The organism is Mesorhizobium sp. B2-5-4 (genome assembly GCF_006441095.1).
GTDB classification, from domain to species: Bacteria; Pseudomonadota; Alphaproteobacteria; order Rhizobiales; family Rhizobiaceae; genus Mesorhizobium; species Mesorhizobium salmacidum.
The window spans coordinates 66982-80110 of record NZ_VFUR01000016.1; the positions used below are offsets into that span (position 1 = coordinate 66982).

Genomic DNA, 13129 nt, shown 5'->3' on the forward strand with positions numbered 1-13129 from the left:
GGCCCGGCTGTTTCGAGGAATGCTTTTCCGGGGTCCAGGCGCTTTCAGCACAGGGCCCACTCGGATATTTTCCAGCCGCAGCCTATCTTGCGCGGCTGAAAGCCCTATTCTGTCGGCTACTGCCAATTGCCTGAAATCCAGGGAGCGAAACCAATGAACAAGCCCGTCACTTCAGCCCGCGTGCCCGGCCGCGGCCGCATCTACGATTCCATCACCGACACGATCGGCGATACGCCCCTGGTACGGCTCGACAAGTTCGCCAAGGAGAAGGGCATCGTCGCCAATCTGGTCGCCAAGCTCGAATTCTTCAATCCGATCGCCTCGGTCAAGGACCGTATCGGCGTGTCGATGATCGAGGCGCTGGAGGCGGCCGGCAAGATTACGCCCGGCAAGACCACGTTGATCGAACCGACATCCGGCAATACCGGCATTGCGCTTGCCTTCGCCGCCGCCGCCAAGGGCTACAAGCTGATCCTGACCATGCCGGAGACGATGTCGGTCGAACGCCGCAAGATGCTGGCGCTGCTCGGCGCCGAGCTGGTGCTGACCGAGGGGCCGAAAGGCATGAAGGGCGCCATCGCCAAGGCCGACGAACTGGCCGCGACGATCCCCAACGCCATCATTCCACAGCAGTTCGAAAACCCGGCCAATCCGGAAATCCACCGCAAGACGACAGCGGAGGAAATCTGGAACGATACCCAAGGCGAGATCGACATCTTCGTCGCCGGCATCGGCACCGGCGGGACGATCACCGGCGTCGGCCAGGTCTTGAAGAAGCGTAAGCCCGTGCTGCATGTCGTCGCCGTCGAGCCGGATGCCTCGCCGGTGCTGTCGGGCGGCCAGCCCGGCCCGCACAAGATCCAGGGCATCGGCGCCGGCTTCGCGCCCAAGATCCTCGATACCACGGTCTATGACGAGATCGTCAAGGTCTCCAACGAGGATTCGGTCGCCAATGCGCGCCTGATTGCCCGCCTCGAGGGCGTGCCGGTCGGCATCTCGTCGGGCGCGGCCCTGCAGGCGGCAATCGTCGTCGGCTCGCGGCCCGAAAACAAGGGCAAGACGCTGGTGGTGGTCATCCCCGACTTCGCCGAGCGGTATTTGTCGACGATCCTGTTCGAGGGCCTGGGGGCTTAACCCTCGCATTCTTCCCGCGAGCGCCTGGCCCGCTGAAAAACTCCTCGTGGCCGCCTGCGCGCAGCTTGAGCCGACCCCTGCTTCCGGTTCATATCACCCCCGGCCCGCGCACGACTGGCCGGGGAGGATTCCATGTACAAGCTTTATACACGTCCCGGCAGCGGCGGCTTCGTCGTCGAGGCGGCGCTGGCGCTGATCGATGTGCATTTCGAACAGATCGACGTGCCGAAGACCGAGGCGCCCGATCCGGCCTTCCTCGCCATCAGCCCGTTGAACCAGGTGCCGGTGCTGATCTTGCCGGACGGACGCTCGATCACCGAATCGGCGGCGATCTGCATCCTGCTCGCCGAGCGCCACCCGCGGGCCGGTCTGGCGCCGGCGGCCGATGAACCGGCGCGCGCCGAGTTCCTGCGCTGGATGGCGTTCATGTCATCGGCCCTCTATCCGGCGATCCTGCGGTTCTACTATGCCCATCGCTACACGGCGGATGCCGAAGGTACGAAGGCGGTGAAACAGGCGGCGGTCGCCGAGATGGATCGCGGTTTTGCCGTCGTCGATGCCGCCTTGCGCGGCCGTGACTGGCTCGCCGGCGACAAGATGTCGGTGGCCGACATCTATCTCGTCATGCTGGTGGCCTGGCATCCCGACATCGACATGGCGCGGGCGGCCTGGCCCGGTATCGAGCGCCTCTGGGCGCGATTGCGGGAGCATCCGCTTATGAAGACGCTCAACACATCGCACGAGATGTGGCCGGCCTGAACGGACGGACCGACAAGTCACCCGCGCTCCGGGATCTCACTGCACGAGCGCGGTGCGTTTTTCCTGCAGGAAGCGGCGCACAGCCGGATCGCGCTCGAGGCCGATCGCCCGATCATAGGCTTCGACCGCCTGCGGTCCCTGGCCGAGCCTGGCCAGCAGGCCGGCACGCGCGGCCCAGTAGGGTTGGTAGTCATTGAGCCGCTTGTCGTCGCCCAGCACGTAAAGAGCCGCCAACCCCGCCACCGCGCCCTCGGTCTCGGCGATCGCCACTGCGCGATTGATCGCCACGACCGGCGACCCGACGATGGAAAACAGCGCTTCGTAGAGCCCGCGGATCGCCTCCCAGTCGGTGCGGCCACTCAGCCGTCGCGCGGCATGCGCCGACTGTACCGCCGCCTCGAGCTGATAGCGGCCGATCGTGCCCATGGTGGCGGCGCGGCCGAGCAGGGCTTCCGCCTCGTCGACCAGGGCATGATCCCACAATGCATGATCCTGCTCGGCGAGCGGCACATACTCTCCGGCCGGGTCGCGCCGCGCCGCGCGGCGCGCCTCGGCGAACAGCATCAGAGCCAGCAGGCCCAGCGCTTCCGGCTCGTCCGGCAGCAGCGAGGCCATCAGCCGGCCGAGCCAGATCCCTTCGGTGGCGAGGTTTCGGCGCCGCGTCTCGGTACCGGCCGGGTCGGACCAGCCCTCGGCGAAAGCGGCGTAGATTGCCTCCAGCACCGCGTCCAGCCTTTCGCCGAGTTCGGCTCGCTCCGGTACGCGGAACGGGATGCCGGTCTCGCGGATGCGGCTCTTGGCGCGCACCAGGCGCTGGCCCATCGTTGACGGCGAGAGCAGGAAAGCGGAAGCGATCGTCGCGGCATCGAAGCCGAGGATGGTCTGCAGGATCAGCGGCGCCCGCACGCCGGCTTCGATCGCCGGATGGGCGCAGGCGAACATCAGCCGCAATCGTTCGTCGGGCAGGTCCTCATCGGTCATGCGCGCCTCCGCCTCCTCTGCAATCAGCTTGAGATGGTCACGGCCGGCTTCGCTGGTCAGCCGCCGCCGCACCGCATCGACACGCCGCCGCCTGGCTACGGCGAGCAACCAGGCTTCCGGCTTTTCCGGCACGCCGGTGCGCGGCCAGCGTTCGAGCGCCGCCGCGAAGGCGTCGGCCAGCGCATCCTCCGCGGCGGCGACGTCGCGCGTGCGCGCGGCGAGCCAGGCGACCAGCTTGCCATAGCTTTCCCGGGCGGCGGCCTCGGCGGCCGCCCGGGCGATATCCGGGCGACTGTCCATCACGCCGTCATTTCTTGGGCATATAGTCGGCCATTTCCCAGATCGGCCGCAACTCGACCGTGCCGGTGCTGGCCGCCGGACAGCGCGCCGCCCAGTCGATGGCGGTATCGATATCGGCCGCCTCGATCATGTAGAAGCCGGCAAGCTGCTCCTTGGTGTCGGCATAGGGACCGTCAATAACGTTGGTTTTGCCATCGGCGATCCGCACCGAGGTCGTCGCCTGGGTCGGGCGCAGCCTTTCGCCGGCCAGCCACGCACCGGACTTCTTCAACGCTTCGGTATAGGCGGCGTAGGCCGCGCTCATCTGCTGGGCTTTCTCGACCGGCGTGTTCGCCAGCGCGGCTTCATCGTTGTTGATCAAAAGCATGTATCGCATGGGTCTTCTCCCGTGGTTTGGAAGGCCGCTTCGTTGCGGGCCGAACGTATGTCGCGCGTCGGCGACCGATTTCGACAGGTTGCGGAAAAAACTTTCGGCTCCGACCGCGCCTTGCGCAAGCGGGTATGTGTTTGGCGACCTCTCAACCATTCGTCTAACGCGTGGAATTGCGGGTTGGCATTTCCCTTTCGCTGTCTAAACTCGCCTCTCTTCGCATCAGGGAGGTGATGCGGCCACTATTTCAGGGAGGAAACCAGATGTTGAATTTCAGAACGAAATTCGTTGCTGCCGGCGCGATGGCGCTTTCACTTGTCCTTGGTGCGGCGTCGGCCAAGGCGCAGGAATTCATCAATGTGCTGACCGGCGGCACTTCGGGCGTTTACTATCCGCTCGGCGTAGCGCTGTCGGAAATCTACGGCAAGGGCATCGAGGGTGCCCGCACGCAGGTGCAGGCGACCAAGGCGTCGGTCGAGAACCTCAACCTCCTGCAGCAAGGCAAGGGCGAGATCGCGTTCGCGCTCGGCGATTCCGTCAAGATGGCCGCCGAAGGCAACGCCGAGGCCGGCTTCCCCGGCAAGCTTGATAAGCTGCGCGGCATCGCCGCCATCTATCCCAACTATATCCAGATCGTCGCCAGCCAGGAGTCCGGTATCAAGACGCTCGCCGACCTCAAGGGCAAGAGCCTGTCGGTCGGTGCGCCGGCCTCCGGCACCGAACTCAACGCGCGCGCCATCTTCGCCGCCGCCGGGCTGAAATATGAGGACCTCGGCCGCGTCGAATACCTGCCCTTCGCCGAATCGGTGGAGCTGATCAAGAACCGCCAGCTCGATGCCACGCTGCAATCGGCCGGGCTGGGTGTCGCCTCGATCCGCGACCTCGCCACCTCCGTGCCGATCAATGTCGTTGCCGTGCCCCCCGAAGACGTCGCCAGGATCGGCTCGCCCTATCTGTCGGTGGTCATCCCCAAGGGCACCTATGAAGGCCAGGGCGAGGATGTCGCCACGGCCGCCGTCGGCAATTTCCTCATCACCCGTGCCGATGTCTCGGATGAGACCGCCTACCAGATGACCAAGCAGCTGTTCGAGCATCTCGACCAGCTTGCCGCCGCGCACGCCGCCGCCAAGGCGATCGATCCGGCCAAGGCGCTCGACGGCATGCCGGTGCCGCTACATCCGGGAGCCGAGCGCTATTACAAGGAAAAGGGGCTGTTGAAGTAAGGTATCGCGGCAATCCGACATGTCTTCGCGAGGCACTGCAATTCGCCTGCTAGGGAGCGCATCCAATGAGCGAAACACCGTCTGGAGCGATAGCCGACGGCAAATCGTCCCTCGCCCATCTCCCCCCGGGCGAAGAGCAGGTCGAAGGGTTGCCGCCGGGCTTCGGCGACGGCATCGCCGGCAAGGCGGCCTTCGCCATCGCGGTCGCCTTTTCCGCCTTCCAGATCTACATCGCCGCCTATGGCAGCCTTCCGAGCCAGGTGGTGCGGGCCATGCATGTCGGCTTCCTGCTGCTGCTCGGCTTCGCCCTGATCGCCAATTTGCGCGCCACCAGCCTGCCGGCAAAAGCCTTCTTCTGGGCACTCGGCCTGCTCGGCTTCGGCACCGGCCTCTATAACTGGGTGTTCTATACCGACCTCATCCGGCGCTCCGGCTTTCTGACCACGCCGGACCTGATCGTCGGCGCGGGGCTGGTGGTGCTGGTGTTCGAGGCGGCCAGGCGGCTGATGGGGCTGCCGCTGGCGGTCATCGCCTTCATCTTTCTCGCCTATTGCTTCGTCGGCAATCATCTGCCGCCGCCCTTCATTCATCGCGGCTATGATTTCGCCCAGCTCGTCGACACCTTCGCCTACGGCACCGAAGGCATTTACGGCACGCCGATCTACGTTTCGGCCGCCTATATCTTTATCTTCGTCGTCTTCGCCGCCTTCCTCGAGCGCGCCGGCATGATCGCGCTGTTCAACGATTTCGCTCTCGGGCTGGTCGGCACCTGGCGCGGCGGCCCGGCGCAGGTCTGCGTGCTGTCTTCGGCGCTGATGGGCACCATTTCCGGCTCCGGCGTCGCCAATGTGGTGGCGAGCGGCCAGTTCACCATCCCGCTGATGAAGCGCTTCGGCTTCCGCTCGGCCTTTGCCGGCGCCGTCGAAGCGACGTCCTCGATGGGTGGCCAGATCATGCCGCCGGTGATGGGCGCGGTCGCCTTCATCATGGCCGAGACGCTGAACATCCCCTATGCCGACGTGGTCAAGGCGGCGATCATCCCGGCGCTGCTCTATTTCGGCGCCTGCTTCTGGCAGGTGCATCTGGAGGCCGGCAAGGCAGGCCTGCGCGGCATGGCCAAGGCGGACCTGCCAAACCCGTGGGACGCGGTGCGACAACACTGGCCGCTGGTGCTGCCGCTCGCGGCACTGATCTACCTGTTGTTCGCCGGCTACACGCCGGTCTTCGCCGGCACGATGGGCCTCGCGCTGACCATCGTGCTGATCCTCGGTACGCCGCTGGCGGCGCTGATCGGGCCGCTCGCCTTCCGCGTCGTCTTCTGGCTGGCGCTCGGGCTTGCCGCCGCCTCCTTCATGAAATTCGGCGTCAACATCCTTAGCCTTGTCATCGCGGCCCTCGTCATTGCCTGCCTTGCCTTCAAGGGCGGCCGCGAGACGCTGCAAATCTGCATCGACTCTCTTGCTGAAGGCGCAAAGAACGCGCTGCCGGTGGGCATCGCCTGCGCGATCGTCGGCATCGTCATCGGTACGCTGACGCTGACCGGCGTGGCCTCCACCTTTATCGGCTGGATCATCTCGATCGGCGAGAACAATCTGTTTCTGTCCCTGGTGTTGACCATGTTGACCTGCCTGGTGCTGGGCATGGGCATCCCGACCATCCCCAACTACATCATCACCTCGTCGCTGGCCGGGCCGGCGCTGCTGTCGCTCGGCGTGCCGCTGGTCGTCAGCCACATGTTCGTCTTCTATTTCGGCATCATGGCCGACCTGACGCCACCGGTGGCGCTGGCCGCCTTCGCCGCAGCGCCGATGGCCAGGGAGAGCGGCCTCAAGATCGGCATCCAGGCGACCAAGCTTGCCATTGCCGGCTTCGTCGTGCCGTTCATGGCGGTCTATACGCCGGCTTTGATGCTGCAGGACGCCGGGCCGATCGCCGCGCAGTTCGGCTATCCCGTCGAGGTCGCCTACATCGTTCTCAAGGCGTGTATGGGCATCGTGCTGTGGGGCGCCGCCGCCGTTGGCTTCCTTGCCACGCGCATGGCCTGGTGGGAACGGCTCGTCGCCTTCGCCGCCGGCGTGCTGCTGGTGGCGGCGGTGCCGCTGACCGACGAGACCGGCTGGGCGCTGTCGCTGGCCTGGATCGGCTGGCATGTCTGGCGTGCCCGGCAGGCGCCGGCCAGGGCATGATCCCGAACCGAAGGTCAGCGAACGCAAAAAACGGGATCCGGTTTTCGCAGGAGATCCTGCTCAAACGAGGAACCGCATGAGCCTGTGCATCCTCGCCGCCGGCAAGACGGTGACGCTTGGCGTTGCCGCCTTCACGCTGGCCTGGACGCATTCGGTGGAACGGACGCGCTGGGAGGAGGACTGGAGGGTGACACCGTCCGGCCTGCAGGTGATAGAAGCCCGCATCAAGGGCTCGGGGGCCGGCATGGAGCCGCCTGAAGGTGCGATATTGAAAAACGGCTGGTGGCTCTATGCGCCCAAGATGGGCGCGCAGCGTCGAATCCTGCTCGCCGCCTCCGGCGCGACCGGTGATGGCTGGACGCTGTGCACGGTTCAGGGCTGCCTGGAACTTGGCAAGACGGCGGGCGACACGATCTCGCTCGAGCCCTGTGAACCCACCGGCTTCAGCCAGCCGCGATAGCGCACGATCAGGCCGGTGAGCGGGTGTGAAATCTCGACATGGAAGCGGAATTTTCCGTCCTCGACGGTCTCGAAGGAGGTCGAGCGCGGGCAGAGCCACATCGGCAATGGCAGGCCGAGAATGCTCCAGCGCCGCAGTGCATCAGCGGGGCGAGCGGCGACAGCGAGCGGACCATGCCGATGCGCGCCAGCCAGGCAAGGCCGATCAGGGCGCGGTTCAGGGTTTGGGGGAACAGGCTAGAGCGCGCTTGCGTGCGGGACCCGCCGTCTGTCGGTGAAAGTCGGGCGATAGGCGGTGGCGCGGGTCTCGATGCCCGGCCTGCAGATGCGGCTGTTGTGGCGGCTTTCGAAAGTCATGGTCAGTGCGCACCCAGCGACGTGCCGCGACGGGCGCAGGCCGGACCGGGGCCGCGCATGTAATAGCGCTCGGGCCGATAGGTCGGCGCGACGAATTCGCGGATGGCGGCGACATAGCCGATGAGGTGCGTGAGGAAGTTCATTTTACCTGGTCCCTGGCCCGATTTTCGGATGTCCCTTCCGAATTGCGGGAACGATAGCATCGAGGCGTGAATACTCAGTGAACGTGATGTTAATTTCTGGTCGAAAACCCGTCGCTTCGTGGCCGGAATGCGGCTGATTCGGGGTGTTTCGGTGCCTTTTGTCGCCATTTCGTCCGGTGTGACTTTTGCATCACATATGTTTCGTTTGAATGTCGCCTTGGCGCGCTTGTGTTTCAGCTTTCGTGCCGCCCTTGGAATTTCCTTGCCGGATGGCCGGTAGGCCCGGAACCGCCCCGCGCAGCGGACGTTGGGATCATAGGACCGGCATTGCCGGCTCAGAGGCGTTGCCACTGGCAAGCCGCAACTCTCGACACAAGCAAGAGCAATGGAAAGGCTGAAATCATGGGTTTCTTTTCGAAGGACATCAAAACGCTGGACGATCTCTTCGTGCACACGCTGCGCGACATCTATTATGCCGAGAAGCAGATCGAGAAGGCGCTGCCGAAGATGGTCGGCAAGGCAACCGATCCGCAGTTGAAGGCCGGCTTCGAAAAACACCTCGAACAAACCAAGGGCCATATCGAACGCGTCGAAGAGGTGTTCGAGCTGCATGGCGTAAAGGCCAAGCAGGTGAACTGCCCGGCCATCGACGGCATTCTCGAGGAGGCCGACGACGTCAGTGGCGATGTCGACGACAAGGATGTTCTCGACGCCGCGCTGATCGCCTCCGCCCAGGCCGTCGAGCACTATGAGATGACCCGCTACGGCACCCTGATCGCCTGGGCCAAGCAGCTCGGCCGCAGCGACTGCGCCAATGTGCTGGCCAAGAACCTTAGGGAAGAGCAGGCGACGGATCGCAAGCTGACCGAAATCGCGGAAAGCAAGATCAACCTGCAAGCCGCCGAATAGGGGCTGACAGCCGGGGCCGGCGGCAACCGCGCCGGCTCCAGCCGGTTGGAACCCATCGGGGTGGTCGTCCGTTGCAGCTGATCTTTGTCAAGGGAAATCATCATGGCGCCGCGCCCGGCCTGGAAAGGCTATCTGAAGCTCTCGCTGGTCACCTGCGCCATCGAACTGACCAATGTCGTCACCCATGCCGATAAGGTCTCGTTCCACATCCTGAACCGCAAGACCGGCAACACGGTGAAGCGTATCTATGTCGACGCCGAGACCGGCAAGCCGATCGAGGAGGGCGACGAGATCAAGGGGTACGAGATCGACAAGGGCGATTTCGTCCATATAGAGGAGGACGAGATCGAGGCGGTGCAGATCGAAACCTCGCACACGATGAGCCTCGACGGCTTCGTCGACAAATCCTCGATCCGGCAGATCTATCTCGACACGCCCTACTATGTCGCGCCGGCCGACAAGGTTTCGCAAGATGCCTTCGCCGTCATCCGCGACGCCATGGCGGGCAAGAAGATGGCCGGGCTGGCGCGCATCGTCCTCTACCGCCGTGAGCGTCCGGTGGTCATCGAGCCGCTCGGCAAGGGCATGGTGCTGACCACGCTGCGCTACGACAATACGGTGCGCCAGCCAGAGGCCGTCTTCGGCGACATCGAGGCGGTGAAGCCCGATCAGGAGATGACCGACCTTGCCGAGCTCATCATCGACAAGAAGAAGACGAAGTTCGATCCCTCGAAATTCGAGGACAAATATGAGGAAGCCCTGCTCGAACTGATCCGCGCCAAGAAGGCGGGGCACAAGGCGCCGAAAGCCAAGGCGGCGCCCAAACCCTCCAATGTCGTCAACCTGTTCGACGCGCTGAAGAAGAGCCTGTCGTCGGATTCAGGATCAACGAAGCCATCCTCGGCGAAAGCCAAGCCGGCGGCCAAACGCGTCAAGGCGAAAAGCGTCGCGCCGAAGCGTAAATCGGCCTGAGGATACGAGATGGCCAGCAGCCTCGAACAGTACCATTCGAAGCGGGACTTCAAGAAGACGGCCGAGCCGGCCGGCAAGGTTGCGCGCGGGAAGAAGCACGGCGGCATCTTCGTCATCCAGAAGCATGCCGCTACAAGGCTGCATTACGATTTTCGCCTTGAGCATGACGGCGTGCTGTGGAGCTGGGCGGTGACGCGCGGACCGAGCCTCGACCCGCACGAAAAGCGGCTTGCCGTGCATGTCGAGGACCATCCCATCGACTATGCCGGCTTCGAAGGCACCATCCCCAAGGGCGAGTATGGCGGCGGCTCGGTCCTCGTCTGGGACGAGGGCACCTGGATGCCCGAGGGCGATCCGGCCAAGATGATGGCGAAGGGCCACATCAACTTCGAGCTCGAGGGCCACAAGCTGCGTGGCAAATGGCATCTGGTGCGGCTGCGGCCGCGCCCGGGCGAAAAACGGGACAACTGGCTGCTGATCAAGTCCGACGATGCTGCCGCACGCCCCGGCGAGGACATTCTGAAGAACGAGCCGAAATCGGTGAAGTCAGGCCTGACGATCGAGGAGGTCGGTGAGGGCAAGGCGGCCAAGGGCGAGAAGCCGAAGGTCTGGCATTCGAACAAGCCGGCCGCCAGCAAGGCCAAAACCGGCAAGAAGCTCGATTTCATTGAGCCGCAGCTCGCCACGCTGGAGCGCGACGCACCCTCGGGCCAGGACTGGCTGCATGAGGTGAAGTTCGACGGCTACCGCATGCAGGCGCAGATCGCCGGCACCGACGTTCGGCTCCTGACCCGCACCGGGCTGGACTGGACCGAAAAATTCGGCGGCGAGATCACGGCCGAACTCGCCGGGCTGAAATGCAGCGATGCCATCATCGACGGCGAGATCGTTGTGCTGGCCGACAGCGGCGTGTCGTCCTTCGCGCTGCTGCAGCAGGATCTGTCGGCGAAGCGGACAAACCGCTTCCTCTACTATATTTTCGACCTGATGCGGCTCGACGGCAAGGATTTGCGCCGTGAACCCCTGGTCGAGCGCAAGCACACCTTGCAGGACCTGCTCGGCGAGCAGGCCGACAATGCGGCGGTGCGCTTCTCCGACCATTTTACCGAACCCGGCAAGATCATGCTGGAACATGCCTGTCGCATGGGGCTGGAAGGCGTCGTCTCGAAACGCGCCGACGCGCCCTACCGCAGCGGGCGCGGTCCGACATGGGTCAAATCGAAATGCACGGCACGGCAGGAATTCGTCATCGGCGGCTATCTGCCGTCGGACAAGACCGGACGCGGCCTGCGCTCGCTGCTGGTCGGCTATTTCGAAGACGGCAGCTTGCACTATGCCGGCCGTGTCGGCACCGGCTTCTCCACCAAGGGCGCCAACGACCTGAAGAAGAAGCTCGATGCGCTGAAGACAGACGCCTCGCCCTTCGATGCGGCCGTGCCGAAGGGCAAGGGCCTGGTCTGGGTCAAGCCGGAGCTGGTCGGCGAAGTGGAATTTCGCAGCTGGACGTCGGACCGTATAATACGCCATGCTTCGTTCCAGGGGCTGCGCGAGGACAAGCCGGCGGAGGAAGTCGTGCAGGAAAAGCCGAAGCCAGCGACAGATAAGGCGGCGACAGGCAAGGGCCCGGCCAAGGCCAAGCCGGCGGCAAACGCCAATACGGCAGGAACGGCGGCGAAAACCACTGTGAAGCTGTCCCACCCGGACAAGCTTCTGTGGCCCGACGAAAAGATCTCGAAGCGGGCCCTGCTCGATCATTACGCGCTGGTATGGCCGCGCATGAAGCAGTTCGTTGTCGAGCGGCCGCTCAGCCTGGTCAGGGCGCCGGATGGCGTCGGCGGCCAGCGCTTCTTCCAGAAGCATGCCTCGGCCGGCATGCATGCGAAGATCGAGAAGACCAGGGATCCCACGGATGGCGAGGAAATCCTGTTCATCCGCGATTTCGACGGCATCGCGGCGCTGGTCCAGCTCGGCGTGGTCGAGATCCACATCTGGGGCTGCACGATCGACAAGCTTGAACAGCCGGACCAGATCGTCTTCGACCTCGACCCCGACGAAGGCGTCGATGTGAAAGCGGTGCGCGAGGCGGCGCTCGACATCAGGGCCAAGCTCGATGAGCTGTCGCTGCCCAATTTCGTCAAGACATCGGGCGGCAAGGGCTTTCATGTCGTCGTGCCGCTGAAACCGTCGGCGGATTGGGCCGAGGTCAAAGGCTTCGCCCATGATTTCGCCAGGGCGCTTGAGCAAGGCGCGCCGGACCGCTACACGGCGACGCTGTCGAAGAAGGCGCGCACGGGAAAGATCTTCGTCGACTATCTGCGCAACGGCAGCGGCGCGACCACCGTCGCACCGTACTCGTCGCGGGCCAAGAAGGGCGCGACGGTGTCGATGCCGGTGACCTGGGCCGAGATCGAGGCCGGCTTGCCGCCAAACGCCTTTCCGATCGGCGACAAGACGACGCTGAAACGGCTTTCGGAAGCCGATCCGTGGGCGGATTTCTTCAAGAAGGGCAAGGTGTTGAAGCGGGGCTAACTCGACTTTCGACGCCGTGGGGCACCACCCCCCTCTGGCCTGCCGGAGGGGGGTGCTGTCCCGCCGAGGTCTCCGCAATCCATCACGCCAGAAACACCCTCTCGAACGCCTGCTTGCCGGGCGGCGAGAAAATCACCGCCCGGCTGTCCTTCTCGCGGCGCGCCCATTTCTCAGCAAGGATCTTGTCGAGGATGGCGGCGCCCAGCGTCCCGGCGAGGTGCGAGCGCCGCACGCTCCAGTCGAGGCAGGCGCGGCACACCGGCCGCCGCGGCTTGGTGTAGACATCGATGCCTATCGCCGCGAAGTGCGATGCGGCGGAGGGCCCGAGCCTGATCTCCTTGTCGTCGCGGACCAGGATGTTTTTCTCGACAAGGCGATCCAGCATCGCAACGGCCTGCTCGCCGGCAAGGTGATCGTAGCAGACGCGCGCGATGCGCATCGCGCCGTCGCGAGGACCCGGCCGCACCCGCTTGGGGCCAACAGCTTCGGCCACGCCGGTGATGGCTTCGATCATGCCGGCCACTTGCGGGCCGGCCAGCCCGTAATAACGATGCCGGCCTTGGCTGGCCAAAGTCAGCAACCCGCCCTCCATCAGTTTGGACAGATGCGAGGAGGCGGTCGGCAGCGACACGCCGGCCTCCAGCGCCAGTTCGCTCGCGGTCAATGCCGTGCCGCCCATCAGGGCGTTCAGCATGTTGGCGCGGGCCGGATCGCCGACCAGGCTGGCGATGCGGGCAATATCGGGTCCTTCACGCATGGTTTGATCCTCATCGAAGCATTCTTGTCAGGTAAACATTATTCTCCGAC

13 protein-coding genes are annotated in these 13129 nt (G+C 64.6%); 8 read left to right on the plus strand and 5 right to left on the minus strand.

The annotated features are described in order from the left end of the window. Positions 1–153 precede the first annotated feature (153 nt). Entirely contained in the window at positions 154–1134 is a 981-nt protein-coding gene (gene cysK / locus FJ492_RS20195) for a cysteine synthase A (RefSeq protein WP_140507035.1), read from the plus strand. A gap of 132 nt (positions 1135–1266) precedes the next feature. Further along, positions 1267–1893, plus strand: a complete 627-nt coding sequence (locus FJ492_RS20200; protein WP_140507036.1) for a glutathione S-transferase family protein — start codon at positions 1267–1269, stop codon at positions 1891–1893. Positions 1894–1929: 36 nt separating this feature from the next. On the opposite strand, the gene FJ492_RS20205 is transcribed toward FJ492_RS20200, so the two are convergent. Both FJ492_RS20205 and FJ492_RS20210 read right to left on the minus strand, forming a co-directional pair. Then, positions 1930–3174, minus strand: a complete 1245-nt coding sequence (locus tag FJ492_RS20205) for an RNA polymerase sigma factor (protein WP_140771824.1) — start codon at positions 3172–3174, stop codon at positions 1930–1932. Positions 3175–3181: 7 nt separating this feature from the next. After that, complete coding sequence (locus tag FJ492_RS20210; RefSeq protein ID WP_027142565.1) at positions 3182–3550, minus strand: YciI family protein; 369 nt, start codon at positions 3548–3550, stop codon at positions 3182–3184. Positions 3551–3807: 257 nt separating this feature from the next. Between FJ492_RS20210 and FJ492_RS20215 the strand changes: the two genes are divergently transcribed. From FJ492_RS20215 to FJ492_RS20225, 3 genes are all read left to right on the plus strand, one after another. Further along, positions 3808–4767, plus strand: a complete 960-nt coding sequence (locus FJ492_RS20215) for a TAXI family TRAP transporter solute-binding subunit (RefSeq protein WP_140749894.1) — start codon at positions 3808–3810, stop codon at positions 4765–4767. Between the two features lie 65 nt (positions 4768–4832). Continuing rightward, positions 4833–6953 carry a TRAP transporter permease gene (locus FJ492_RS20220; RefSeq protein WP_140771827.1) on the plus strand — a complete coding sequence of 707 codons (2121 nt, stop codon included), beginning with the start codon at positions 4833–4835 and terminating at the stop codon, positions 6951–6953. A 76-nt stretch (positions 6954–7029) separates the two neighbouring features. Continuing rightward, positions 7030–7413, plus strand: a complete 384-nt coding sequence (locus FJ492_RS20225) for a DUF1850 domain-containing protein (protein WP_140771829.1) — start codon at positions 7030–7032, stop codon at positions 7411–7413. Here FJ492_RS20225 and FJ492_RS20230 read toward each other — a convergent pair. Together FJ492_RS20230 and FJ492_RS20235 are read right to left on the minus strand one after the other, a co-directional pair. Beyond that, entirely contained in the window at positions 7326–7514 is a 189-nt protein-coding gene (locus tag FJ492_RS20230) for a DUF4166 domain-containing protein (RefSeq protein ID WP_246673849.1), read from the minus strand. The two genes, FJ492_RS20225 and FJ492_RS20230, sit on opposite strands and share 88 nt — an antisense overlap. A 257-nt stretch (positions 7515–7771) precedes the next feature. Beyond that, positions 7772–7912: a hypothetical protein gene (locus FJ492_RS20235; protein ID WP_084636462.1), complete on the minus strand. Its 141-nt coding sequence runs from the start codon at positions 7910–7912 to the stop codon at positions 7772–7774. A 402-nt stretch (positions 7913–8314) separates the two neighbouring features. On the opposite strand from FJ492_RS20235, the gene FJ492_RS20240 reads away from it, so the two are divergent. The 3 genes from FJ492_RS20240 to ligD all read left to right on the plus strand — a co-directional run bounded on the left by FJ492_RS20240 (position 8315) and on the right by ligD (position 12322). Beyond that, a complete protein-coding gene (locus FJ492_RS20240; protein ID WP_027142569.1) occupies positions 8315–8821 on the plus strand; it encodes a ferritin-like domain-containing protein in 507 nt (168 codons plus the stop codon). Between the two features lie 102 nt (positions 8822–8923). Next, entirely contained in the window at positions 8924–9793 is an 870-nt protein-coding gene (locus FJ492_RS20245; RefSeq protein WP_140771831.1) for a Ku protein, read from the plus strand. A 9-nt stretch (positions 9794–9802) separates the two neighbouring features. After that, entirely contained in the window at positions 9803–12322 is a 2520-nt protein-coding gene (ligD, locus tag FJ492_RS20250; protein ID WP_140771833.1) for a DNA ligase D, read from the plus strand. Between the two features lie 82 nt (positions 12323–12404). Here the strand turns inward: ligD and FJ492_RS20255 are convergent, their stop codons facing one another. Beyond that, positions 12405–13079: a winged helix-turn-helix domain-containing protein gene (locus FJ492_RS20255; RefSeq protein WP_140507050.1), complete on the minus strand. Its 675-nt coding sequence runs from the start codon at positions 13077–13079 to the stop codon at positions 12405–12407. Positions 13080–13129 lie beyond the last annotated feature (50 nt).